The organism is Reticulibacter mediterranei, assembly GCF_016587455.1.
In genome coordinates this window covers 6,710,378-6,735,300 of the sequence record NZ_BNJK01000001.1, presented here as the reverse complement: position 1 = coordinate 6,735,300, position 24,923 = coordinate 6,710,378, and the positions used below count along the sequence as shown (strand labels likewise).

The window sequence follows — 24,923 nt, the reverse complement described above, 5'->3', positions numbered from 1 at the left end:
ATCGACTAAACATGTGGTTGCGCTTATTACTCATATAGATTATAATCATATGTGAGTGGAGGTGCATTTTGTCACATCTGGCAGTTTTTTTATTTGGCCCCCCACACCTGGAACGTGATGGGGAGAGCATCAATGTAGATACGCGCAAGGCCATCGCGCTGCTTGCTTATCTTGCTGTCACCAACCGGCGTCATAGCCGCGATGCCCTGGCTGCGCTCCTCTGGCCCGATTATGATCAACCGCATGCCCGTGCGACGTTGCGCCGCACCCTATCAGCTTTAAATAAAGCTCTGGCTGGAAACTGGTTGAGTATTGATCGAGAAACGGTCGGGTTAACTCCTGGTGCCAATTTCTGGTTAGATGTAAACGAATTCAACCAGCAGCTCGCAAGCTGCCATACGCACGGTCATAATACCAACGAGATCTGCCCCGACTGTCTGGAACCACTCACGCAGGCAGTCAAGCTCTATCGCGATGATTTCATGGCTGGCTTCAACCTGCAAGATAGCTCAACGTTCGACGACTGGCAGTTTTTCCAGGCAGACGGATTGCGGCGCGAGCTGGCAAACGGGCTTGAGCGACTGGTGCTGTGCCATAGCAGCAGAGCCGATTTTGCAACGGCGATTACCTACGCGCGCCGCTGGTTGGCACTTGATCGTCTCCACGAACCCGCCTACCGCTGTCTCATGCAACTTTATTCCTGGTCCGGCCAGCGCACCGCCGCTCTCCAACAATATCAGGAATGCACACATATGCTCGATCAAGAGCTCGGAGTTGCACCATTAGAGGCGACCACTCGGCTTTATCAGGCAATCAAACAGAACCAGGGACCACCGCCTCCTACACCCGTTCAAACATTAACCGCCACGACGAAAAAAGAGCAAAGACGTACTACCACCTCACTCACCTCGCTATCGCATACGTCCAACGCCTCTTCAGTCCAGCCCTCGCCTACAAGCTACCCACTTATCGGTAGGCAAGAGGAATGGTCTACGATGCAGAAAGCGTATGCCAGCACCTTCTCCTCTCATGGACAGGTGATCGTGCTAGAGGGAGAGGCTGGCATCGGCAAGACACGGCTCGCACAGGAATTTCTCTCCTTTGCTCGGGACAAAGACGCTGCCCTGTTTATCACTCGCTGTTACGAAGGTGAGACGACGTTAGCCTACGCACCCTTTGTGACAGGGCTACGATTGCGTATGGCTGTAATGGAAAAAATGGGCATCCGCTGGCAGGACCAAATAGCCGCCCACTGGCTGAGTGAAGCGGCTCGTCTCCTACCGGAGCTACACCGACTCTGCCCGGACTTGCCACCAACACCGCCGCTGGATAGTCCGGGCGCGCAGGCACGCTTTTTCGAGGGGCTGAGACAATTTCTGCTTGCGCTGTTCCACGCCGAACAAAAAGCTCCCGCCAGCATCCTCTTCATCGACGATGTACAGTGGGCAGATGCCGCCTCGCTCGACTTCCTGAGCTATCTGGTAAGACGCCTGCATGAGCATCCGCTCTGCCTGCTCCTCACCTGGCGCACCACACAAACAGCTCAGGCTCATCGTCTTCACCAGTTGCTCGCTACCGCTCATCGAGCGGGACAGGCAACACAACTCCAACTCGCGCGCCTGAACCCCGCAACAGTGAAACAATTAGTGCAGGCGGCTGCAACCCCGGGTCTTACAACAAACGGGCTGGCCGAGCGGCTCTACCAGGAAACGGAGGGCTTGCCGCTCTTCTTGACCGAATATTTGACTGCTATTACGCATGGGATGCTGGAAACTGAAAATGATTATTGGTCGCTGCCAGGAGGCGTGCGCGATCTGCTCACATCACGTCTCTCGGCAGTGGGAGAAACCAGTCGCCAGTTGCTCAGTACGGCGGCAGTAATAGGGCGTTCCTTCGATTTTGATACATTGCGCGAGGCCAGCGGGCGCAGCGAAGAAGAGACGGTGACAGCCCTGGAAGAGCTGATTAATCATGGCCTGGTTGCTGAGATACGCAGCCATCAACAGACAACGTATGCAGAGGTCGATACTCAGGAAGACTATACTGGACAGTTGACGCTTTTCTATGACTTTAGCCATGAGAAGCTGCGCACTCTGGTCTACGAAGCAACCAGCCTGGCTCGTCGCCGCCTGCTCCATCGCCGTATTGCTGAAGCGCTGGTAGCATATATGCGCCGCTATCAACGAGGCGAAACGCGTGCAGGCAAGATCGCCTATCATTATCAAATGGCTGGCAACCTACCAGAAGCAGCCCATTACTATTTCCGAGCTGGCGAATATGCTCTGGCACTCTATGCCTACAATGAAGCTCTGGCCCACTTTCATGCGGCACTGGCATCAGGACACCCTGAAATTGCCCGTATTCATGAGACCATTGGCGATCTACACACACTGCTCGGCACCTATAGCGCGGCCATTACCTATTACAAAACTGCTGCCACGCGTTGTAATGGAGCGGCCCTCGCTATTATCCAGCATAAGCTGGGGATAGTGCATGAACGGCGCGGCGGATGGGAGCAGGCCGAACATTATTACGCTACTGCGCTTGAGGCGCTGGGGAACAGTGGTTCGCTCGATGCCCGCGCCAGAATCTATGCCGATTGGAGCTTGAGCGCGTACCATTGCCATCAGAACACGAAGGCGCTGGATATGGCGCAACAGGCACTTCATCTGGCTGAAGGCGCGCAGGATATGCGTTCACTGGCTCAGGCGCATAATATGCTGGGCATCCTGGCGAGCAGCAGCCACAACCTCACACAGGCAACTCACCATTTAGAGCAAAGCCTCACCCTGGCCGAAAACCTGCAAGATACCAGTATTCGTGCCGCCGCGCTGAATAATCTTGCTCAGGTCTACAAAGCGAGTGGGTCGATTCAACAGGCAATCAATCTCACCCGATCCGCGCTCACCCTATCCATTACCTATGGAGATCGCCACCGCGAGGCTGCACTACACAACAACCTTGCCGATCTTCTCTATGCCGAGGGACAGCTCGAAGATTCGATGCGTCATCTCAAGCGAGCTGTCAGTATTTATGCCGAAATAGGGGTTGAAGCCGGGACTGTGCAGCCGGAAATCTGGAAATTGACGGAGTGGTAAAAAGATCGCAAGATTCAGTGTCGCAAGCGCGCTAATCTGATGTATAATGGTACTGATGCTTGTGCGTGATCGCGCCTAAAGAGCGCGGACGCCGCGACATCTACCTGACTTGTTGCAAACCAGCGCCACAACCAGGGAAGGTATGTTTTTTCGCGCCAACACGAGGCAGCAGGAAGATGGAGTTTGCTGTGAGTAAGAAAAAGAAATCATTGGATTACACAACCGGCACTTATTTTATTCATCCCGACATTATTGAAGAAATGAGGCAAAAACAACGTCAGAAACGCCAGCTTGTCACGGAACAGGGCAAAGAACAACAGTCCACTGATCCAGGGAAGCAGGCAACACCAATCGTACTGGAACTTCCAGACACAACGCTCACCCAGACCACACAAAATTAGCACATCTACATAAATGGATCCATCCTTACGCTCGTAAGGATGGATCCATGCTATGCTGGTTGCCTCATCCCTATTCTAACGTACGAACCGGCGAGAAGAGCAGAAAGACAAACGAGCAGAGTACACCAATCGCGCCAATAAACAGCGTCGGACGCGTCCCGACAAGTTCACTACACAAACCCGCGAGCATAGCTCCAATCGGTCCCAGAGCGGTCCCTATAAAGTGCATGCTGGCATTCACGCGACCAAGAAAGCGCTCCGGCACAACCGTTTGACGCAGGCTGACCTCATTGACGGAGTGCAGCGCAGCCCCACAATCGCCGACCAGTTGCGAGACGATCAGCATAGTGACCACGGCCAACGCCGGGCCAGCAGCCAGAGGGGTACACAGCGTCATACATCCATCGATTAGCAGGCTAGCAATGAGCAGTTTGCTGAGACCAAAGCGACGCGCTGCCCAGGGAGCAACCAGCGCACCCAACAATGCACCTGCTCCCCCCATCGTGACCAGAATACCATACACCAGTGGTGTTACACCTAAATCGCGCACCACATAGAAGGTATAGAGCGTGGCGAAGGCCCCACCAAAGAAGTTCCGCATCCCGGCACTGATAGCCAGGGCGCGCAACCTTCCATCGTGCCACAACACCTGAAGTCCCTCCCACATCTCTCTCCATATGCTTTGCGACCTCTCCATTGGCGGATTAGCAGGCTCCTGCACGCGAATCATGCCGATACAAAAAGCAGAAAACAGGAAAGAGAGCGCATCGAAGATGATGGCAAACGGGGCCGTGATTGCCTGAATCAACAGCCCGGAGAGCGACGGACCGGCAATCTCTGCCAGTGCGCTGCTTGCCTCCAGTTTGCTATTCCCCTCCGCAAGTTGCTCACGATCTATCAGCGCTGGCAGGAACGATTTGTGGGCAATCTCAAAAAAGACCGTGAGCGTGCCAACCAGCACAATCACCACATAGAGTAGCTCTATACGTAACAAACCAGACAGCGCGGCAAGCGGGATCAACAGCAACAACAACGTACGCCCAAGATCGGCCAGAATCAGCAGACGTTTGCGCGGCAGGCGATCTATCCAGACTCCGGCCAGCAAGCCAAACACGATGACAGGCACAGAACCCAGAGCAGCAAGCAGCCCCATCTGAAAGGTTGTGGCGTGCAGGATCAATACAGCAGTTAAAGCGAAACCATTACTGGTAATCCATGACCCAAGATTTGAGACGGTCTGGCCCATCCAGAGCCAGGCAAAATGGCGATTAAGAAAAAAAGACGACTTCTCCAGCGCTACTTTCGGCGCATCAAGCGTTTCCATATCTATCTCCAGACACAAAACACATCAGTAGAAAGGGGAAAGCAATCGGAGAAAGCGCCAGTGCAGTTGGCTGGAGATCATCCTAAGTGGACCTGATTGGTCAGCAATGGAATGTAATGAGGAGGTAACACAGACGAGGGGCCACTATCAATACCATAGTATGATTGATAGCGCGATTGCAGATAATTTCGCTTGCTTACCTCAGACTAGCACAACTACACTAGCTGAGGGAAAAGGTGCTGATACCCAACGGGGCACCTCCGTTTCTTGATGATAATGAGGACACTATAACCTGAAAGGAATAGAGAGTCAAGTTCGATGTTTATGGCAGTTGCACCAGTGAGCGTTGAATGTCAGCAAGAGAGGCACAGCCTGCGAGCCGCAACGACAGCGTTAACTCGCTCCGCAACAGTTCCAGCATGTGCTGCACACCTTCCTGCCCGTTCACAGCCAATCCCCACAGCACAGGACGCCCAATCAGCACGGCTCGTGCGCCCAACGCCAGTGCCTTGATAATATCGATCCCGCGCCGTATCCCTCCATCCATATAGACCTCGCAGCGCCCATCAACAGACGCCACTACTTCCGGGAGCGCCTCAATCGTTGGCATGACGCCATCAAGTTGACGTCCGCCATGATTGGAGACAATAATCGCAGAGGCTCCATAGTTGATCGCTAACTCGGCATCTTCAGCAGTCAAAATCCCCTTCACCACGATAGGCAGCGAGGTGATCGAGCACAACCAGGGGAGAATATCCCAGGTAATGGTATCACCAATGTATGTATTCTGGTTGTCGCTGCCATCGACAGAAAGATGCGGGGCATTGCCGCTAAAAGCGTCTGGATAGTGCGCCTGTTGATAACTGTTCATATCGTTGCGTAGATCGCGCTCTCGTCTGGAATAACGCGGCAAATCCACCGTCAACACAATCGCTGTATATCCCGCCTGCTCTGCACGCTGCACCATTCCTTGCGCTTCTTCCAGCGTATATATATACAATTGATACCAGAGCGGCCCCTGAGCCAACGCCGCCACCTCTTCAAGACTGCGCGTTGACTCTGTACTCAGCGTCATCAACGTATTGGCTGCACCAGCAGCACGCACAGTAGCAAACTCTCCGTCTGGATGGGCCAATCCATGAGCGGCTGAGGGTGCCAGCAGTACGGGCATGCTCACAGGAATCCCGAGAACGCTTGTGCTGATATCGCACGTATTGACATCCATTAAAACGCGTGGACGCAAAAGAATACGCTCAAAGGCGCTCCGATTGGCCCGTAGTGTCACTTCATCGTCGCTCCCACCATAGAAGAAGTCCCAGATAACGGGCTGCATAGAGGCCTGAGCCAGTACTTCATAATCAAAAATATTGATCGGAGGGTTCATATCGATATCTCACATTCTCAACAGTTCACCGCGCAACAGGCGTTGGATTTTGACCGCTGTATCGGTCTGAGGGGCTGCCAGATAGACAACCACTTTCAGATCCGGTGCTTCGTTGACCTGAAACGTTGTATGCTCTAACAACAAACGGCCCACGCGCGGGTGTATCAGTTCCTTACATCCATCCTGCCTGCCCCGGATCTCATGTCGCGGCCACCACAAACGAAATTCGGGGCTGCTCTGCTTTAACTGTTCTATGAGATCTGCAAAGCGGGGATCTCCCGGCCACTGACCACAACTCACACGAAACTGTGCCAGCACTCTTTGTGCTACTCCTTCCCAATCCACAACTCGACGGCGAAATTCCTGATCGGTAAATATAAACCAGACGATATTACGTTTCTCTTCATTCAATGCTCGAAAGTCTCCAAGCACCTCACGAGCTGCTCGATTCCAGGCCAGCAGATCCCAGCGCCGCCCGGTGATATACGCTGGCCCTGGCTCTAACTGATCAAGAAAACGTTGCAAAAAAGGGCTGACGACCTCTCGCGGCATCAATAGGGCAGGCACGATAGGATGCTGTGCCAGGGAAAAAAGATGCGCTCTTTCGACCTGACTCAGTTGCAAGGCCAGCGCGAGGCTCTCAAGGATCTGTTGAGAGACGTGAATATCGCGCCCCTGCTCCAGCCAGGTATACCACGTCACGCCAACACTCGCCAGTTGTGCGACCTCCTCGCGCCTGAGTCCAGGGGTTTTGCGACGCACTCCGGGTGGCAATCCAACATCCATTGGTGAGAGCCGCCTGCGTCTGGTCTTCAAAAAGTCTGCCAGTTCTTTGCGACGCTCTACATCGTCCACAACAAGCTCCTTATTTATGGCATCTCTCCTATTCGTAACCGAGCGATTTATCGCGCATTGCTTGTATATTTGTGCAATGCGCGATAAATCGCTCGACTACAAACACATTGATTTCTTCCACTACTAGCATGCCCGAAAAGGAGTTCTTATGTCAACCCATACAAACAAACATGAAACCAATGCATTATCGCCCGATCCGCGCCGGTGGTGGAGGCAATGTGTCTCAGTTAAAGATCAAGCATTCACAAACCAATACGTGGTTATGTTGCTGGCATGATGGCCTTTGGCAGTGAACTCGCCATGCCCACGCAGCCCAAATAGGGCATCTGTCCCGGAGCCAGATACCACATCCCAACTTCCATGCACGATACCCGATGTACCAGTAGAACCTCTTGCAGTAAGGGTGAATGAGCCAGCGCGACCGTCAAGTGTTCCACGAACGCGTTCGACTCCGCTGAAGGTTGCACTGCCATCAGCTTTAACCACACGCACATGATCAGCCCAACCTGTTCCAACCAATCCACCTGTAAATTGCTCAAGCAATCGCGTCTCGATCAAGGTGATGCCACTCTCATCAGGCTCGGCAATGGATTTGGCCTGGTAATCGATCACCTCGACTTCGCCTGTGATGGGACCATAGAGTTTGGTCGTCGGCAAGTGACCAAAGTAGTTGTTGAGAACATCCATCGCTCGCCAGGCTTTTGAGAGTCCGAACTCAGCTAAAAAGCGCACCACAGCACGAAGGTCTTCGCGACTGGCCCCTGCTTGTAAGGCCAGGTCCACATGGGCCTGGAAGGAGGCATCGAGCGTCTGGTAAAGTACATCAACAGCTAGCCAGATTATAGCCCGCTCACGACGGCTCAATCCTCCTCGGCTCCAGACGTGATGGGCATGCTGTTCTACATACGCTGAAAATTTAGCTTCAAGCCTGCTCAGGTCTTCAAGAACGCTGGTAGGATAGCCAGGAGCAAGCGCCTCCTCTGCCGAAAGGATCTTCTGTTCCACCGGCTCCTGGCTTCCCATCTGCCTTGCAATTTCAAACAAGCGTTCAAAGGCAGGGGCGCAAGCAGTATAGCCAGCATATGGGCCCAAATGGCGAAGCACCTCTCGAAAGTCTTCTAGCGTGAAGCCGTGCTTCATCCCCATCTCAATATGCAACTCAAAGGGAAGACCAAGATGGGGGTGACACACATCAGCAACCAGGCACAGGAAGGTCTTCTCCCTCGTTGTCAGTTCCTCGATACTCCAGATGGAACGTCCAGCTTCGATTCCCATCTGGCCGAAGACAGGATCAAGCGCTATAACACGCTCTTCGGATACTAGTTTCACAGAACATCTCCTTCTCTTCGTTGTAAGAGGTACAAAAGGCGCGCAAGCTCCCCTCCCTCAGTTGTACTATGACAGACAAGTGAGTGTTTCAACTACTAAGCCTCCTTACTATTGTGCGAAAAATTTTTTAGGGATTCTGTAAGGCACTCAAATTCTGGCTGATCTTGGTGAGCAAACGCGCCAGATCTTGCTTCTCCTCCTCGTCAAGTGCTTGCATGAGGCCCTGGAGGCGCAAGAAGTGTGAAGGTAGCACTTGCTCCAGTCTCCTGTGTCCAGATTCCGTCAGATGAAGAAGTGCCATGCGTCCATCCTGTGGGCTGACCTCTCGGGCAAGCCATGCATCTCGCACCAGACCAGCAACCAGATCCGTAATCGTCGCACGGGTCACTCCTACACGCTCCGCCAATTGGGAAGGGGAAAGAGGGGTCGGAGCGGCGAGCAAGAATTGGAGCAACACACTAAGCTTGCCATCTGAAAGGCCAAAGCCGGCAAGCTGTTTCTGTTGTGCAACAAACACATCACTAGCCACACGCAGAAACAGGAGGTACGTCTCGATGGAAGAGGATTGGATAGCAGCATAATGCCCCAGAACTTGCTCCACAGCTTGATGGCTAGGCAAATGGTGTAGAGTAAACTCCATAATATCCCTTTCTTCTTTTTAGTAAGGCGACGTAGTATCTAGATAATATAATAAGGCTCCTTATCAAGTAATGTCAAGAGAGGCTAAAAATGAAACAAGGTTCACATTCTGAGAGCCATCGCAGTCTCTCGGAAATATCTTCGCAACACTGCCTGAGCCGCAAAGTAGCCGCAGAGACCATGCACGCCGCCTCCTGGAGGCGTGGAGGAGGAGCAGAGATACAAGTTCTTTACCGGGGTCGTATAGGGAACAGGGCGTATGGTTGGACGCGTGAAAAACTGCCAGATATCCTGCATGCCGCCGTTGATATCTCCCCCAATATAATTGGCATTATAACGCTCCAGATCAGCGGGCTTCCATACATGCCGAGCCAGAATGCGATCTCGAAAACCGGGGGCGAAACGCTCGATCTGCGCTTCGATACGCTCCGTCATATCAACAGTTGAGCCAGAAGGCACGTGACAATAGGCCCAGAGCGTCTGCTTGCCCTCTGGCGCGCGTGATGGATCGAACAGGCTTTGCTGAGCAGCCAGTACATATGGCCGTTCTGGATGCACCCCTTTCGCAACCTGTTCCTCCGATGCAGCAATCTCTGCCAGCGTGCCACCCACATGTACTGTGCCAGCCTGCAAGCAAGCGCTGGCCTTCCAGGGAATGGGGCCGTCCAGTGCAAAATCCACCTTGAAAGAGCCCGGGCCGTACCGAAAACGTTGCAAGCTGTGCTGGTATCCTGCTGGTAAGCGCTGACCCGCTATCCGCAACAACTGACGCGGAGTGATATCGCCCAGCACCACGCGCGCTGGTGGCAGTTCAGCCAGCGTTTTGATCTCAACGCCGGTGACAATTTCGCCACCGAGAGACCGCAAATATGCCACGAGAGCATCGGTCAAACGTTGAGCACCTCCACGCGGAAAGGGCCAGCCACACGCATGCCCGGCGACGCCCAGCATCAAGCCAGCCGCAGCGCTAATGGGTTGATTGAGCGGGAGTTGCGCATGGGCACACAGACCAGCAAGCAGCGCCTTTGCTCGTTCGCCGCGAAATTGCCAGTTGGCAAGCATCTGTGCAGAACTCAGTGCCGCAATACCAAACGGCGCAGTCGTAAGCGCATGACGAAGCAAGGGACGCAAACGCAACGGCCCCATCACACTTTGCACAAGCACTTCCCATTGTGTCACAAAAGGAGACATCAACCGTCGATAGGCCCGAGCATCGCAGCCTGTTGATATGCCCGTTGCCTCAACTGAGCGCTCTAGTAGCACTGCCGTTCTATCTTCTAGAGGATGCGCCAGAGGGATTGTTGGCTGCACCCATTCCAGTCCAAACTGCTCAAGCGGCAAAGAACGAAAAAATGGTGAAGCGGCGGCAAGGGGATAAATAGCGGAACAGACATCATGGAGAAAACCTGGCAACGTTAGCTCCTGAGTACGCGCTCCTCCACCAGGCGTATCGTGTGCCTCAAAAACAATTACCGCGAGACCTGCACGGGCCAGTGTAATAGCAGCGGCGAGACCATTTGGTCCTGCCCCGATAATGGCTGCATCATACGTTGTTCGCAACATAGCGCTTCTCTCTTAGATTACGCGGAGGCCTCCTCGCTGGCAAGTGCACTGGCTTCATCAGGAAATACCCGAAGGAAATCAGCAAGCCGGGTAATGCGAAAAATCTCCACATAATGTTCGCTCAAACCACAGGCGAGCAACTTCCGCTGTGCCTTCCGCGCGCGCGCCAGCAGACCAACAATCAGCGCAATACCCGTGCTATTAACATAATCGACAGCGGCAAAATTGAGTAGAATAGCTTGCGTTCCACATTGTTCTGCCTCACTATAGGCCCGCTGCAAGGCATCCTCTGCCAGCGTATTAATCTCGCCTCGTAAATCAATAATGGCTATACGAGATTGCAAGCGCACCAGCGCCTCAAACGTTTTCATCGACATGACCATCCCCCTCAGAGACATTACCAATTCTATTGTATTATACGTGTCATCGCTGCTGATATGTAGATCGTCCACTAGATTCTTCATCAGAAACAGTCCCCACCCACGCGGTGTCTGCAGCTCAGCTAGTTTCGCCTCAAGGTCCGGGATCACAGGCTCAGGAATCGGCACCTTCTGACCATGATCTTTAATACGCACCACCAGATCAGTTGACGAGACTAGCACCTGGACACAGACCGGTAGATCAGCCTGATAGTGATTACCGTGCTCCATCGCGTTGATCGTCGCCTCTGCAACCGCCGTTTGCAGGCGTTCCAGCTTTTTTCGCTCGATCTGCAATGGTGCAACGATCTCGCCAACGCGGGCCATCACCAGACGTTCATTGCCTAGTTCACTCGGTATCGTCCATTCGGCTAGCATTTGCCTGTTCCCATCGGCAGTACCTTGCCTCTCATCCAATCGTTGGACAGTCACCAGTGTTACATCATCTTCCTGCTCCCACCCGGCTCCAACAAACAACCGGAATTGTTCCAGCAGAAAATGGATACCATCGGCATCAGGCTGCATCGCTTCAAGCATTCTGGTGAGACGTGGAAACCCGAACATTTCATGCTCTGCATTGTGCGCTTCCACCAGACCGTCGCTGTAAAACAGGACATGTTCGCCCGGAGCCAGTGTGGTCTCTTGTTCTTCATACGACATATCCGGCATCAGACCCAGAGGCATCCCCGTTGCTCGCAACTCAACCACCTGCCCATTGCGCCAGCGCCTGGGAAGATCATGGCCCGCGTTGGCAAAGCGCAACAGGCCGGTGCGCGGCTCCAGAACCGCATAGAGGCAGGTCACAAACATCTTTGGCGGGATATCGGGATGCAACATTGTATTGGTATGCTCTAAAACCGCGCCCGGTGAAGCTCCCGTCAAAGCAATGGAGCGTAAAATGCTTCGCGTCGTCGCCATCAGCAGCGCTGCCGGAACGCCCTTGTCCGTTACATCGCCAATTAAAATGCCCAGGCGTCCATCTTCCAGATAAATGAAATCGTAGAAGTCGCCACCGACAAAACGTGCAGGCGAATAATATGCAGCGAGCTTCCATCCTGACAGTTCAGGTAATTTCTTGGGCAAAAGCGTTTGCTGGATCAAACGAGCAACGCGCAGCTCCTGTTCGAGCCGCTCATGCTCACGAGCCGCAATCTGCTGCTCATGGATCATCTGAGCAACTCGTACGGCTGGAGCGGCTTGCGAAGCCAGCGCGTTCAACAATCCGCGATCATCAGCCGAGTAATCCTGTTCGCTCCTGCGCGGTCCCAGATTGAGCAGCCCGACCAGCTCGCCCTGGCTGACCAGGGGTACAGACAACTTTACGCCTGCCTCCTTCAACGACTGCAACGCAGGAGAGCCTTCTATTTGTAGCTTATCAATATCGACGGTCTCAGGCATGCGCAAAAAGTAGGCAATGATGGGATCATCCGGGGCAATATCCAGCACAGGAGAGGCGATCTGGAGAGAACGCTTTGCTACGGCCTGCGTATTCCTGGAAGTCCGAGCACGCAAAAAAGCGAGGAATCGTCTCAAATGTTGTAGCAAAGCCGCCATCTAGAGAAACCTTTCCTGGTTGGAATATTCCCTCTTCCTCGTGCATGAATACGAGAAAAGCAGAGAAATTTCGTTGCTGTTACTATACCGCATAAACGTCCAATAAACGTTACGACCTGGTGTGGTATACTCATTGCATGAATATCCGTATCCGCTATTTTGCTTCATTGCGTGAGATAGTCGGGCAAAACGAAGAACAACTGACTCTGCCCGAAGGAGCGAACGTCTCTGATATGCGCGCAGCGCTCCTTACCCGCTATCCGCGCTTACAACCCATTATGGAACGCTGTCTCTGCGCTGTCAATCGAGGCTATGTCACCCCGGAAACAATCTTGCACGAGGGAGATGAGCTTGTGTTTATTCCGCCGATGGGTGGCGGGAGACTGCTGGAGGTATCCCTATGGAACCGTTGATCCGACTGACGCGAGAGCCGCTCGACCGGGATGCGCTTGTTGCTGCAGTCAGTCATCCGAGCGCGGGCGGCATCGTCGTTTTCGAGGGCGTTGTGCGCGACAATGCACGTGGCAAACAGGTGCGCTACCTTGAGTACGACGCCTACGAAGAGATGGCAATCGCGCAGATCCGTACCATTATTCAAGAGGCGCAACAACGCTGGGGCGTGGATCGTGTCGCGGTCGCACACCGCTTTGGCCGCCTGGAGATCGGCGAGGCCAGCGTAATCATCGTGGTTGCCAGCCCCCATCGCGCCGAAGCGTTTGACGCCTGCCGCTATATCATCGATACGCTCAAAACAACCGTTCCCATCTGGAAAAAGGAGGTAGCAACGAACGGTGAGGAATGGGTAGAAGGCTAACCTCTCTTGTATTTGGCGTTGGGCCACTTCCCAAGTTTATGCAGTGATCTTCACGTCAAATACAGGCAAGCTGGCAGAAAAAGGCGATTTTGAGTATCGTAGGGCTTTTTTTTATGGTATAGTTATCACTAGAACTATCGCAGTTCTGAAGAGGTCGTCTTTTTATACATTACAACGGCCTGGGATATGTCCAGGGTTTTTCTCGGAGGTCGTTGATGAACTTGTTTGAAAAGCAGTCTCGACTCAATCAACTCTTCGCCCAAAATCCAGTCAATGCTGCCTACCTCACTGGTACACTATCCAACCGCGCCACCTTTGGTCAACTAAACGATGTTGACATCGCGATTCTCATGATGGACCAGATTAAAGCCGATCAGTTCCTCGATTATCGGCTCTACTTCTTCAGCGAACTGGCCAAGCGGCTGGAATCAGACAGCATCGATGTGGTCATCCTGAACCAGGCATCGTTGCTCTTCAAGCTACAGGTCATTAAACATGGGCAGATTTTCTATTCGCGCGACGAAAAACATCGCGTGATCTTCGAGACAAAAGCAGTGATGGACTATCTGGATTTCAAGAAATTCGATGATATCCAGAATCAAGCGCTGAGTCGGCGGCTGCAAGGGCAGATGTTACCCATCGACAAAAATCTGGTGCAACAACAACTCAAACAGCTACACAATGCACTCCACATCTTACGCGAGCTAGGAGAAACTGAACGCGGGACCTTCACCGCCGATTACCATATCTATGGATTGGCGGAACGCTACTTGCAGCAGGCACTCGAAGCCTGTTTGCACATCTGCGCAACTCTGGTGGCGGCGTTCGGCCTGCGCCATGCCGATGGCTTTCACGATCTACTCAGCAGCATCTCTTCGCAGCAATTGATTCCACGTCCGCTGGCCTATCGCCTGGAAGTGCTGACCAATCTGCGCGACACGCTGGTTCACGATACCAGCACACTTGATAGAGACCTGCTCTATGACCATATCCAGCAACGATTGGGGGACCTGGAAGAGTTCGCACGCGCGATCGAGCAAAAACAGAGCAACTAATTTTCTAAGTGCTTTTTTGAGCGCATCTGATCAGGTCAATAGGTGCGTACACGGGCATTGCTGAAGGCCACTTCCGTTGGATGCAAGACATCCTCAGCAACCACCCCGACCTGCCCATGCGCCAATGTCGTATCATTCACCGAAGTAATCGGTTGCATATTGATATACAAATCAATTCGACCCTTCTCCACGCTGACCGCGAGCAGATTGTTCTGATTGAGGCCGGTCTTGATGGCCTCGCTCTTCCCCTGCTGTAAAGTGCCAACCGCATTGGCCTGCTTGTAGATCTCAAGGGCATAACTGCCATCTGCACCTACGCGAAAATAATAAAAAGTATCGGTGACGGCATCTGCGTAAAAGATCAACCCGCCCTGGTCTCCACTGACGATCTGCATATTAACCTGATAAAAGAAATTGCGATAATCGGTCGCTCGCGCAAAGCAGGGCGAGACAACATGGCTCTGCGAGACGCGGGAACGATACCCCTGGTTGGTAAACGCGCACCCGCCGCCACTCACACTGATCTCATCCCAGCGATACCCCAATCCATTATCTTGCAACGGATCGTCAAATTGCAGCACGCCCCTCGCCGTTGTTGTCGCATAAGTGCTCGCCAGTGCCACGTTCGCCTGAGCAGTGGCGGCAACAACAACCGTCGCCGTTGCCTTTGTCCCGGCAGTGGCCGTTGCGTTTGCCCCTGTCACTGCCGTCTCCGTTGCGGCTTGATGCACCTGAGCAGTGGCCGTTGCAGCGGTCGTCGAGGCAGTGGCGGTGAGATTGGCCTGCGCGTCGGCAGTTGTTGTTGCATCGACCGCTTTCTTTGTCGCCGTCGCCGCTTTCGCGGTCACTGTTGTCTGAGCAGCGGTGCTCGTCGCGTTGCTATTTGTATTCGCTGTGCTGGTCGCCCCCTGAGCAATCGTAATCGCAGTCCAATGAGCTTGAGCAATTGCGGTAGAGCGTGCATAAGCGGCATTCATCGCCTGAGCCTGGGTAAAATAGAATAAACTGCCACTGCCAATGACGAGAAAGGCTGCCAGTGTAAATAACCACGTCAGCGCCGTACCAGAGTGACGCACAGGAGGAACACGCGAAGGCACGGGATGTTGAGCAGGATATACGGGAGGAGCGGTCTTTGGCAAAGCGACCGGACGAGGAAGTGTAGCAATATCATCCTCTTGCTCCACATTCACTGTGAGGATCAACGAACCGGGCTGGCCTCCATAACCAGGCTCGCCGATACCCTTAAACTTCATGATCTCGCCATGCACCACACCCGGCGGAATATCTACCACAACCCGGCGTCTCCCCGGCAAATTGAGCGTACGATAGGTTCCCTCTTGCGCCTCAGTGGGAGAAATAATCACCGTCTGATACAGAGCGCCGTTTTCTTGTAATGCTCGCTGGAACGCACGAGCGAAGGCAGAAACCGATGGATAGCGCTCAGCAGGCTGTTTTCTCAATGCGCGCAACAGCACGGCATCCACGCTGGCTGGCAGGCGTGGGTTGATCTCGCTGACTGGTCGCGGCAAGATATAGAGATGCTGATACATTACATCGTCTTGCGTCCCGGTAAAAGGCACATCGCCAGTAAGGAGTTCGTAGGTCATCACAGCCAGAGCATATTGATCGCTCGCCGGACCAGGGCGACTATCCCACTGTTCAGGCGCAACATAGGCCGGGGTGCCACGCGGAACCTCGCTCTCTTCTCCCGCTGCCCGTAACAGCTTTGCAATGCCAAAGTCCGCCAGTTGCAGATCGAGATACTCCTCCTCATGCTCCCCACGCCGCTCGCGGATCAGGAAATTGGCCGGTTTCACATCCTGATGAACAATCTGGTGGTCGTGGGCATGCTGAAGCGCTGCGGCTGCCTGCTGAACCAGTTTGGCGACCTCTTGTAGAGAAAATAGCTGCTGGGAATGGTTTTCTAACCATTCGGCAAGCGATCCCTCCTGTCGCAATGGCATCACCATATACATCAAGGGGACGCCCCTGATGGCGATCTCGCCGCAATCATATAGCGGCAAGATGTGCGGGTGATCGAGCTGGGCTGCGGCGCGTGCTTCACGCAAGAAGAGACGAATGCCCTCCCTCGTAACATCCGCATTGGTAAAATACGCCTGATTCGCTTGAATCACTTTAATGGCAACTTGCCGGTCAAGGAGTAGATCCTCCGCCAGATATATCTCACCCATTCCCCCACTTTTTAGCAGACTCACGAGGCGATAATGGTCCAGGCATTGTCCTTCTGGTAGCATCTCTCATCCCTTTTGTCCAGAAACAGAAGTCGTCTACAGTAGAGGGGATAAAAACAGTATAACATAGTACATTCACAAATAACAATCGATAAAATCGACAAAATTTTTGCCCTGATTGATTTCTTAACCTGAAAGAGAAAATATTACTATATTCCCCTCTCTCTTTCATCCCCAGCGTTACTCATACGTCTTATTAGAGGAGAGATAATACAAAATGGCATACAGCAACGCGTATTAGCACGAGAAGTGCCAGCTTTGCAATGCGAGATAACCGCATGAAGCGATAGATAGAGGCAACAATGACAATGACCAGACGTAGGGGAATGTCCCTCCCCTTATTCACCTACCCAGCGCCACGTTCTTCAGGCAACACGCCGCCACTCTTGAGCAGGCACAAAAGGGGACCGTCGAAGGGGAAGCTGCGTTGGTGGAGATGGCCGCTCATCGGGTTGATCTTCATCCTCGTCTTTCCTGTCCTGCCCTATGGCCTGCTTCGCATAGGGGAGGGACCGCTTTATCAGCCCTTGCGAGCCGGCATGAGAGTGGCCCAGGTGCATGCAACCGCGACCGGGACGCTCAATTCGATGCAGGTAGAACTGACACTCTATCATCCTGACGGCAAAACCGGTTACCACCATGTCTATCTGCTTGAAGGCGATCGATGGCTACTGCGCGACGAGGTGCTCACCTATGCAGGTTGGACCGGTTTGCAATCGGGCTACAAAATAGTGCAGTTAGCGGGATATGATGGCAAACAACTGCGTCTACCAACGAAGGATGAAGGAAGCTTGAACGGAGGGGAAGATGTCTTCTTTGATTTCCTGAGAGACCACGCCTGGACCTCTTCGCTCGGCAAGACCGCCGATTACAGAGTCTACGCCAGGCCAGGTCCGCGCCCACAGGGAACGACTTATGATATCCTGCTCAATGGAGATGGCACGATGCGCACACAACAGCTAGAAAATCCGAAATAAGCGCCTGAACGAGCGCGATGAAAAATCCGTGTGGCACACAGGTTTTTCATCGCGCTCGTTCTTTGTTTCCTACTCACCGCCGGTAGCTGCACGCAATGCATTGACCTGGCTCATCGCCTCGGCTGCCTCATCAGCATGCCCGGTCTCCTCGTAGATCTGTGCCAGCGTCTCGTAGGCAACGATCATCGAAGGATCCATTGCGATTGCTTGCTGAGCATACTCTAACGCATCATTATACTGCTTGACCTTGCGCAACGAATCAGCAAGATCGTTGTAGTAATCGGCATTGAGTGGATCAGCATCGATGGCGTTCTGATAATGCTCAATGGCCTCGTCAGAGCGTCCAAGCCCATCATACGCAGTTGCAAGTTGATAATAGCCCTCCGGGTCATTCTCGAAGCGCTCTAACAGAGCTTCAGCCGCCTCCATTGCCTCGTTGTAACGGCCAAGAGAGTTATAAGTCTCGGCAAGACCAGCATAAGCAGCTGCCAGTTCGTCCTCTTGCAACAGGCTCTCGCTATGCTCAACCAACCACTGATAGATCGGCAAAGCATTGTCGTATTGCTCCGTTTCGAGATAGGTCTCGGCCAGACTGAAGCGAGCGGAGACGCGCTGCGGATCAAGCTGGACCGCGTGGTTATAGGCTGCAATTGCCTCTTCGCTATTATTTTGCAAAGCGCGCCAGGTTCCCAGGTGCTCCCAGGCCTCCGCATCACTGGGATCTAACTCCACAATGCGCGCATAGGTTTCGGCTGCCTGATCGCGTTCACCCATCTGCTCATAGACGGCGGCCAGCATATCATATCCGGCCCGTCCATCGGGGTCCAACGACAACATCTGATTGGCATGCGAGAGGGCATCATCGTAGCGGCGCATATCGAGATAGATACTGGCAAGATCTGCATAGCGCGCGGGATCAGCAGGATCAGCATCGATACGCCGCTCCTGTTCCAATACACGCCGCCACTGGTCGTTCACGCGCTCACGCACGTCTTGTAAATTATCAGCCGCGACCACGTTATCGGGATTGAGCATCAACGCCTGCCGGTACGCCTGAATCGCGTCCTGAAAAAGATTCTGTGAGCGATAAGCATCTCCCACATTAACATACAGGTCGTCGTTTTCAGGGTCCAACTCTAACCCCTGTTGAAACGTTTCCAGCGACTCCTCATACATACCCAGCTCGCCATAGAGATTGCCCAGGTTGATGTAGGCGTCGATCAGTTCGGGATCAAGATCGATGGCGCGCCGATAGCCAGCAATAGCCAGCTCGGTCTCCTGCAACAACTGATGAGCCAGGGCGAGATTGTAGCGCGAGCGCGCATTCTGCGGGTCAGCGGCCACCGCCTGCTCAAAGGCTTCGGCAGCTGCATTATAATCGCCCTCCTGAGCTGCCGCGTTCCCTTTATCAGTCCAGGCCTGCTCATCGCGTGCAAGCTCCTCGCGCTTCACGAAATGGAGCGGAAAAGTCGTTTGATTGGCGCTATTTTGATTAGCGTTCTCGTGTCCGTCTTGCTGGTCATCCATAGTAGCCTCACTTCTCTTCTATTGTCTACCGTTCAGGTTTATCAACTCAAAGCATATGCGACAAATCCTCGCTAGTATAACACGTCCACCCCAGTGTATCCTAGTACAATTGTCGCCCAATTCATAGCTCGCAACGTACAGGAAACACAACAAGGTTCAAGGATTTGCCGCACATATGGTCAATAGGCTGCGCTGGATGATCTTACTTGGTGACGCGTAACGTCACATGGAAGTCATAGCGTGCAGAGGGATAGAAGCCCTCAGTGAACGCAATAGGAGCGCCCGTCTCATCAAACGTGGTGCATTCCAATCGCACACCACCCTCATCTGAGGCGATACGCAAGAGTTCGGCCTCACGGTCGGTAGGAGCATCACCTCTAAAGCTATACTCAGCCAGGTACGGCACCAGTCCCTCAGAGGCCATCAGGTCGTAGAGGGAGCCATCGGCAACCTCTTTGGCACGCTGGTAGACGCCAGCTGCGCGTGGATAGGGCAGATAAGCGACCTCATAGCCCACAGGCTCATCATCGGCAGTACGCAAACGCTCCAACCGGATGACCTGTTCTTCGTCCGTCAGACGCAAGGCTTCACGCACCGTCTGCGAACCACGCACTAATTCGCTCACAAATAGCAAGCCGCCGGGCCGCTTGCCACGCCGTCTCAGCTCCTCGGAGAAGCTGGTCAGTTCGCTGAGCGTATGTTGCTGCACGCGAGGCTCACAAACGAATGTCCCTCGGCCATGCTGACGATACAACAGCCCTTCATGCACCAGTTCGGTCAACGCTTGCCGTACAGTTGCCCGGCTCACATGATACTGAGCCACCAGTTCCGGCTCTGAGGGAATAGCAGTATGAGGGGCAAGATGGCCCGCATTAATCTGCTGTTTCAGCACTTCTTTTAGCTGATAGTAAAGCGGCAATGGATTTGATCTTTCAAGAGTTGGCATTACGGTTCCCCTTATGTCCATACAACAGTGGATAAATGGTAATAAGAATATGGGAAGAATATATCACAAAAAGGTAAAAGCGTCGAGTGGTAAGTGAGGCGAATTTGTGACCTGGCACAACATTTCGTACCAGGTCACTCACTTTCTCTGACTTTTAGGCTTTCGTGCTACCATGTTCGGCCAGAACACGATCAATCTCACCCTGCAAACGGCTGGGATGAGGGCCGACCATGCGACCGATTAACTTCCCGCCCTGGAAAATCATCAACGTTGGGATAGCCTGAATACCAAGACGCTGAGGGGTCTGACCATTCTCATCAATATCCATCTTGGCGAAACCAAGTTTTCCCTGATATTCGTCGCTCAAACGCTCAAAAACTGGAGCGATGGCGCGACAAGGACCACACCATGCGGCCCAGAAATCAACGATTACGGGTTTGTCAGACTTGAGGACTTTGGCCTCAAAATCCTGATCCCCAACATGAAACAGATTGGCATGCGTTCCCATATTATTTTAACTCACTTTCCAAAGTCAGATATATGTATCTGCTCTTCTCAACAGCCAGACATCGACGCCTGGATATCCTATCTACTCAAGAAAACAAAACCGACCATACTTCTATTCCGGTTCTGCATCCATGACAGATAGGCGTTGGTCAGACCAGAAGAGCTAGCAAGCCACCTGTTCGCACGTGCTGGCTAATCACGACGGTTTCCGCTCAAGATGGTTAACAGTTGCAAGATGTACAGAAACAGGTTAAGCACCGTGATAAAGATCGAAACCGTCAAACCAATGGCATTCGGCGTTGTATCGGCCATATACCTTGCACGCTGCACATAGAATAGTACATAACCACAGAAGATGGCAATACCTATAACCGAAATGACCAGAGAAAAGATTGTTGAGTGGAAAAAAATGCCTATCAAGCCCGTGACTAGCAACAAAATTAGCCCGAAAAACAGGTAATCGCCCAGACGCGTGAAATCTCTCTTCGTCGTCCAGGAATAGGCACCCAGACCCAACGAGGTGACAGCCGTAATCAAAAATGCCTGCATGAGCAACACCTGCCCACCGCTAAAGCTCAGGTAAGCCCCTAATAGTGGTGCCAGTGAAAGACCTTCTAAAAAGGTAAAGAGGTACAACAGCACCAGGTTTAAGCCCGACACCTGGATCAAAAAATTCAATGCAATCAACACCACCAGGCCGGCAATTGCCACGAAGAGGGATACCCCAAACCCTAGCCCCACCTGTATGCCAAAAAAGGCTCCTATGGTGGCAAAAATGAAGGAAAAGGCCAGCAACCCCATTACCTTACTGATGAGGGCGCTTGCCTGTGTGCTTTCCTGGCCGTACGGCAGCGTCTGATACTGATAGCGCGACCGTAAAGCATTTCCCCCTCCAAAGGGGCCGTTATTTCTCGAATTGTACATTGTATCCCCATCTCCTGGTGAATAAGATACCAGAACTGGTCCAATTGTGTTTGTTCTTTCCTGGAAAACTATGCTCTTCAGCAACGCCGAAGAGCATGCCTTCACCACGTATATACGAAAGATGGGAGCGCCTGGTTGCAACAGGGTAACACCGCTACTGACAGAACTGCCGAATCAAGAAGGAGTATTCTTTGACCGCAACGGCTCGCTGGAGTCCTCTACCGGAGATACGTCAACAGAGAAGTGTTCAGGAAATTCAACAACGCTGGTAATGCTACACGGCGGATGATTCGTCGTTGCATGCCAGTAAAAAGAGCTACCGGCGGGTTTATACATAGGACCACCGCAACGTGGACAAGGGAAGGAGACAGGGGCATTCTGGCCCATCGTCATGTCGCTCACTCCTTCGTTCCAGGATCAAGTAGCGCTACACAAAAAGGGAGTAAACATGCTCTGTAGTAGAACACTCAGTGGTATCTATTGGCTGAGTTACATCACACTCCACACGCCGCAGATCTCACAGAAGGCAATTCCCACTTCCCCGAAATTCTTACTGCGAGTACTCCAATGATCGTATGCAATGGCAAGCGAGCCGCAGCTCCAACAGCGTCCACGACCACCCGTTTTACTATCGTGAGCCAGCTTATGCAACAACGCGCTCCGTGCTTCGTCCGAGCCTGTATAGCTGGGATTATACGCAAGGTGCAACAAATTGCCCAGCGGCAGGCTGATCTCGTGGGTTGGCGCTTGCAACGGTGCTGACGCGACTGTTGGCATTGGGGTGGGCGATGCCGGAACCTGTGGTGGACGACGGAATAGCTCGCCTCGGGACGTTCGGCGGCCCGGCTCAATGCTGGGTGTGTAATCTTGCCGCTCTGCACGATCACCGTTCGTTGCGGCTGGCGTTGGCAGCGCTTGCTGATACGCCACATGCTCTGAGCGTGCGGGAGGTGTTGAAGTCGTGCTTCCTTGCTCCCCACCAGTTGTGGGGGCTTCTGTGGCTGGCGTCTCGGCAACCTGTTCACTCGCGGTTGGCGTCTCAGCGGGAACAATCGCCTCGGATTGCTCAGCAACGTGATTGGTGTTATTCTCTGGCTGATCTGGTGGATTAGCTCGTCTGCGTCGAGTAATTGGCATAGGGGTTCGCTCCATCAAGAAGTTTTATGTGTGCCGACAACATGAACGTAGCACACGTATTATATCACAGCTTTGCGAAAATGAAAAAAACCGGCAAATACTACTGGCGCGTACTAGATGGGGCAAGCTCGCATCTTCTCAACAAAGATGTCGCTCGCCCCATGAGTTGTGATCGAAGGGATTGGGATAATTCCAGCTTGTTCGGTTAGCCTTTAAAGAAATCAGCGTTGATCTTAATAAAGCTCTTCCATTCTTCTGGTACCGCTGACTCCTCGAAGATAGCGGTTACTGGGCAAGCAGGCTCACAAGCGCCGCAATCAATGCACTCATCTGGATTGATGAACAGCTGCTCGTTCTCCTCATATCCTTCTTCACCCTGCGACGGATGAATGCAGTCAACCGGGCACACATCCACACAGGAAGCATCTTTTACTCCGATACACGGCTGGGTTATCACATAGGTCATTGTTCTAGCAATCCTCCTATTAAGCTGCTCCATACGCCTTGACTAACAGAGCAACTCAAATCTGTTTTCGGCAATTTCAGTATAGAGGGTTGCACACACGATGTCAATTGCCCTGTACATCATTGGGGGACAAATAAGCGGGTTGACAACCCTCCAGAAGACCCGGTATAGTAGCTATAGTCATCCATATTATAGCACGATTGGGAAAGATTTCTCCCCAGAACGTGTCATGGTTACACCCTCACGTTCTCTCTGTTCCCTTGAGATGGAACGCGCTGTCCGCCCTCTTTTTGTCATAGTTGTGCTCGATTACTACTCGAAATTTGTGCAAATAAAAAGGATTTGTTCATGCTTACCGCTGCATCACCTCGGTATCGGCGCGATCTAGGCGACGGCCTCATATTGCGCTGGTCTACTGCCGAAGATACCGAAAAAATCGCTCAACTGATCGGCCACGTCTTCCGCTCCAACGCTGACGAACAACCAAATAACAGCCTCGCCGATATGGTGCGGCGTATCATGTCAGGATATAACCCATTAATGGAGCCTGGGGACTTTGGCGTCGTGGAGGATACCAACAAACAGGACACCCCCATCATTGCCAGCACCTGCCTCTGGCGTCAGGATTGGGAGTATGAGGGCATTCGCTTTCGCATCGGTCGCCCCGAAATCGTTGCCAGCGACCCCAACTATCGCCGCCGGGGACTGATCCGTTCCCTGTTCGAGCTGGTCCACGCTCGCAGCGAGGCCGAAGGGCATCTCGTTCAGGCCATTACCGGCATCCCATACTTCTATCGCCAGTTTGGGTATGAATATGCCCTCGATCTGGGGGGCAGGCGCGTCACTTATCTGTCGTCCATCCCCAGGCTCAAAGAAGGCGAGCAGGAACCATACAGACTGCGTGAGGCCACCATCGACGACATTCCCTTCATCCAGCAATGCTACCAGCGCCGCCGTGCTGACAGCATCGTATGGACACTCGCGCCCGACAACTACTGGGAATACGAGATTGCTACATGGAAAGCCAGACCACCACGCGATAAAACTGGTCTTCAAATTATAGTAGACACGGAAAACACGCCAAAGGGCTTTCTTTCGGCTTCCACAAGGCGCTGGGGGCGAGGAATCGGAATCGGCATCCTGGAAACCGTCGCGGGCATCAACTGGCTGGCTCTCATGCCATCCGTCCTGCGCGGCTTAGAAACCTACGGCCAGCAGCTTCCCACCCACAACCAGGAGACGAACGAGCCGCTCAGCGAGATTAGCCTCTCCCTCGGTCGTACCCATCCAGCCTACGATGCACTGGGACAGGCACTTGCACCACTGTACGAGCCTCCTTACGCATGGTACGTCCGCGTACGCGATGTGCCCGCATTTCTCAGATTGATTGCTCCTGTGCTGGAAAAGCGGCTGGAAAGTTCTATCGTGGCGGGTTATAGCGGCGAACTCAAGCTGGATTTCTATCGTGGAGGTCTGCGCATGGTGTTTGCAGATGGCCGCCTCACCACAGCCGAGCATTGGAACGTTCCGGTCTACGACTCCAACGCTGGTGGTGGCTTTGCGCCGCTCGTCTTCCTGCAACTGCTCTTTGGGCATCGCAGCCTGAACGATCTGCGCTACGCCTTCCCCGAAGTCTGGGCCAACCCAAATACTGAGATCGTCCTCAACGCGCTCTTCCCAACGCGTCCATCATACCCATTCCCATTGTAAATGCATAGCGACGACCCTGGTGGTTGTCGCGGTAAATGATGC

General features: G+C 53.1%; 22 protein-coding genes. 7 read left to right on the top strand and 15 right to left on the bottom strand.

What is annotated here, in order from left to right; all coding sequences use genetic code 11:
- Positions 1–68 precede the first annotated feature (68 nt).
- Positions 69–3,098, top strand: a complete 3,030-nt coding sequence (locus tag K3T83_RS29105; RefSeq protein WP_220206425.1) for an ATP-binding protein — start codon at positions 69–71, stop codon at positions 3,096–3,098.
- 188 nt (positions 3,099–3,286) lie between these two features.
- Entirely contained in the window at positions 3,287–3,499 is a 213-nt protein-coding gene (locus tag K3T83_RS29100; RefSeq protein WP_220206424.1) for a hypothetical protein, read from the top strand.
- A gap of 70 nt (positions 3,500–3,569) precedes the next feature.
- On the opposite strand, the gene K3T83_RS29095 is transcribed toward K3T83_RS29100, so the two are convergent.
- The 7 genes from K3T83_RS29095 to K3T83_RS29065 all read right to left on the bottom strand — a co-directional run bounded on the left by K3T83_RS29095 (position 3,570) and on the right by K3T83_RS29065 (position 12,566).
- Entirely contained in the window at positions 3,570–4,823 is a 1,254-nt protein-coding gene (locus K3T83_RS29095; protein ID WP_220206423.1) for an MFS transporter, read from the bottom strand.
- Positions 4,824–5,145: 322 nt separating this feature from the next.
- Positions 5,146–6,207, bottom strand: a complete 1,062-nt coding sequence (locus K3T83_RS29090) for an alpha-hydroxy acid oxidase (protein WP_236065015.1) — start codon at positions 6,205–6,207, stop codon at positions 5,146–5,148.
- Between the two features lie 9 nt (positions 6,208–6,216).
- Positions 6,217–7,062: a helix-turn-helix transcriptional regulator gene (locus tag K3T83_RS29085; protein ID WP_236065014.1), complete on the bottom strand. Its 846-nt coding sequence runs from the start codon at positions 7,060–7,062 to the stop codon at positions 6,217–6,219.
- Positions 7,063–7,296: 234 nt separating this feature from the next.
- Positions 7,297–8,391, bottom strand: coding sequence for a DUF3224 domain-containing protein (locus K3T83_RS29080; protein ID WP_220206422.1), 1,095 nt, complete (start codon positions 8,389–8,391; stop codon positions 7,297–7,299).
- Between the two features lie 127 nt (positions 8,392–8,518).
- The gene (locus tag K3T83_RS29075) at positions 8,519–9,031 is read right to left on the bottom strand and encodes a MarR family winged helix-turn-helix transcriptional regulator (RefSeq protein WP_220206421.1); all 513 of its coding nucleotides are present in this window, start codon (positions 9,029–9,031) and stop codon (positions 8,519–8,521) included.
- Positions 9,032–9,132: 101 nt separating this feature from the next.
- Complete coding sequence (locus K3T83_RS29070; protein WP_220206420.1) at positions 9,133–10,593, bottom strand: phytoene desaturase family protein; 1,461 nt, start codon at positions 10,591–10,593, stop codon at positions 9,133–9,135.
- Positions 10,594–10,610: 17 nt separating this feature from the next.
- The gene (locus tag K3T83_RS29065) at positions 10,611–12,566 is read right to left on the bottom strand and encodes a SpoIIE family protein phosphatase (protein ID WP_220206419.1); all 1,956 of its coding nucleotides are present in this window, start codon (positions 12,564–12,566) and stop codon (positions 10,611–10,613) included.
- Between the two features lie 137 nt (positions 12,567–12,703).
- Here K3T83_RS29065 and moaD point away from each other — a divergent pair, with 137 nt between their 5' ends.
- From moaD to hepT, 3 genes are all read left to right on the top strand, one after another.
- Positions 12,704–12,979 (top strand): molybdopterin converting factor subunit 1, encoded by a 276-nt coding sequence (gene moaD / locus K3T83_RS29060; RefSeq protein WP_220206418.1) that lies wholly within the window; start codon positions 12,704–12,706, stop codon positions 12,977–12,979.
- Positions 12,967–13,380, top strand: a complete 414-nt coding sequence (locus K3T83_RS29055) for a molybdenum cofactor biosynthesis protein MoaE (protein WP_220206417.1) — start codon at positions 12,967–12,969, stop codon at positions 13,378–13,380. Before moaD ends, K3T83_RS29055 begins: the two co-directional genes overlap by 13 nt.
- Positions 13,381–13,595: 215 nt before the next feature.
- Entirely contained in the window at positions 13,596–14,435 is an 840-nt protein-coding gene (hepT, locus tag K3T83_RS29050) for a type VII toxin-antitoxin system HepT family RNase toxin (protein ID WP_220206416.1), read from the top strand.
- A gap of 35 nt (positions 14,436–14,470) precedes the next feature.
- On the opposite strand, the gene K3T83_RS29045 is transcribed toward hepT, so the two are convergent.
- Positions 14,471–16,690, bottom strand: a complete 2,220-nt coding sequence (locus K3T83_RS29045) for a serine/threonine protein kinase (protein WP_220206415.1) — start codon at positions 16,688–16,690, stop codon at positions 14,471–14,473.
- A gap of 305 nt (positions 16,691–16,995) precedes the next feature.
- Between K3T83_RS29045 and K3T83_RS29040 the strand changes: the two genes are divergently transcribed.
- The gene (locus K3T83_RS29040) at positions 16,996–17,664 is read left to right on the top strand and encodes a hypothetical protein (RefSeq protein WP_220206414.1); all 669 of its coding nucleotides are present in this window, start codon (positions 16,996–16,998) and stop codon (positions 17,662–17,664) included.
- A 69-nt stretch (positions 17,665–17,733) separates the two neighbouring features.
- Here the strand turns inward: K3T83_RS29040 and K3T83_RS29035 are convergent, their stop codons facing one another.
- From K3T83_RS29035 to K3T83_RS29005, 7 genes are all read right to left on the bottom strand, one after another.
- Complete coding sequence (locus K3T83_RS29035) at positions 17,734–19,191, bottom strand: tetratricopeptide repeat protein (RefSeq protein ID WP_220206413.1); 1,458 nt, start codon at positions 19,189–19,191, stop codon at positions 17,734–17,736.
- A gap of 202 nt (positions 19,192–19,393) precedes the next feature.
- Positions 19,394–20,137: a GntR family transcriptional regulator gene (locus K3T83_RS29030; protein ID WP_220206412.1), complete on the bottom strand. Its 744-nt coding sequence runs from the start codon at positions 20,135–20,137 to the stop codon at positions 19,394–19,396.
- A gap of 154 nt (positions 20,138–20,291) precedes the next feature.
- The gene (gene trxA, locus K3T83_RS29025; protein ID WP_220206411.1) at positions 20,292–20,645 is read right to left on the bottom strand and encodes a thioredoxin; all 354 of its coding nucleotides are present in this window, start codon (positions 20,643–20,645) and stop codon (positions 20,292–20,294) included.
- Between the two features lie 191 nt (positions 20,646–20,836).
- Entirely contained in the window at positions 20,837–21,568 is a 732-nt protein-coding gene (locus K3T83_RS29020) for a Bax inhibitor-1/YccA family protein (RefSeq protein WP_220206410.1), read from the bottom strand.
- Between the two features lie 174 nt (positions 21,569–21,742).
- Positions 21,743–21,961: a hypothetical protein gene (locus K3T83_RS29015; RefSeq protein ID WP_220206409.1), complete on the bottom strand. Its 219-nt coding sequence runs from the start codon at positions 21,959–21,961 to the stop codon at positions 21,743–21,745.
- Positions 21,962–22,057: 96 nt separating this feature from the next.
- Positions 22,058–22,705 carry a hypothetical protein gene (locus tag K3T83_RS29010; RefSeq protein WP_220206408.1) on the bottom strand — a complete coding sequence of 216 codons (648 nt, stop codon included), beginning with the start codon at positions 22,703–22,705 and terminating at the stop codon, positions 22,058–22,060.
- A gap of 205 nt (positions 22,706–22,910) precedes the next feature.
- The gene (locus tag K3T83_RS29005; RefSeq protein WP_220206407.1) at positions 22,911–23,171 is read right to left on the bottom strand and encodes a 4Fe-4S dicluster domain-containing protein; all 261 of its coding nucleotides are present in this window, start codon (positions 23,169–23,171) and stop codon (positions 22,911–22,913) included.
- 348 nt (positions 23,172–23,519) lie between these two features.
- Between K3T83_RS29005 and K3T83_RS29000 the strand changes: the two genes are divergently transcribed.
- Positions 23,520–24,881, top strand: coding sequence for a GNAT family N-acetyltransferase (locus K3T83_RS29000; protein ID WP_220206406.1), 1,362 nt, complete (start codon positions 23,520–23,522; stop codon positions 24,879–24,881).
- Positions 24,882–24,923: the final 42 nt, after the last annotated feature.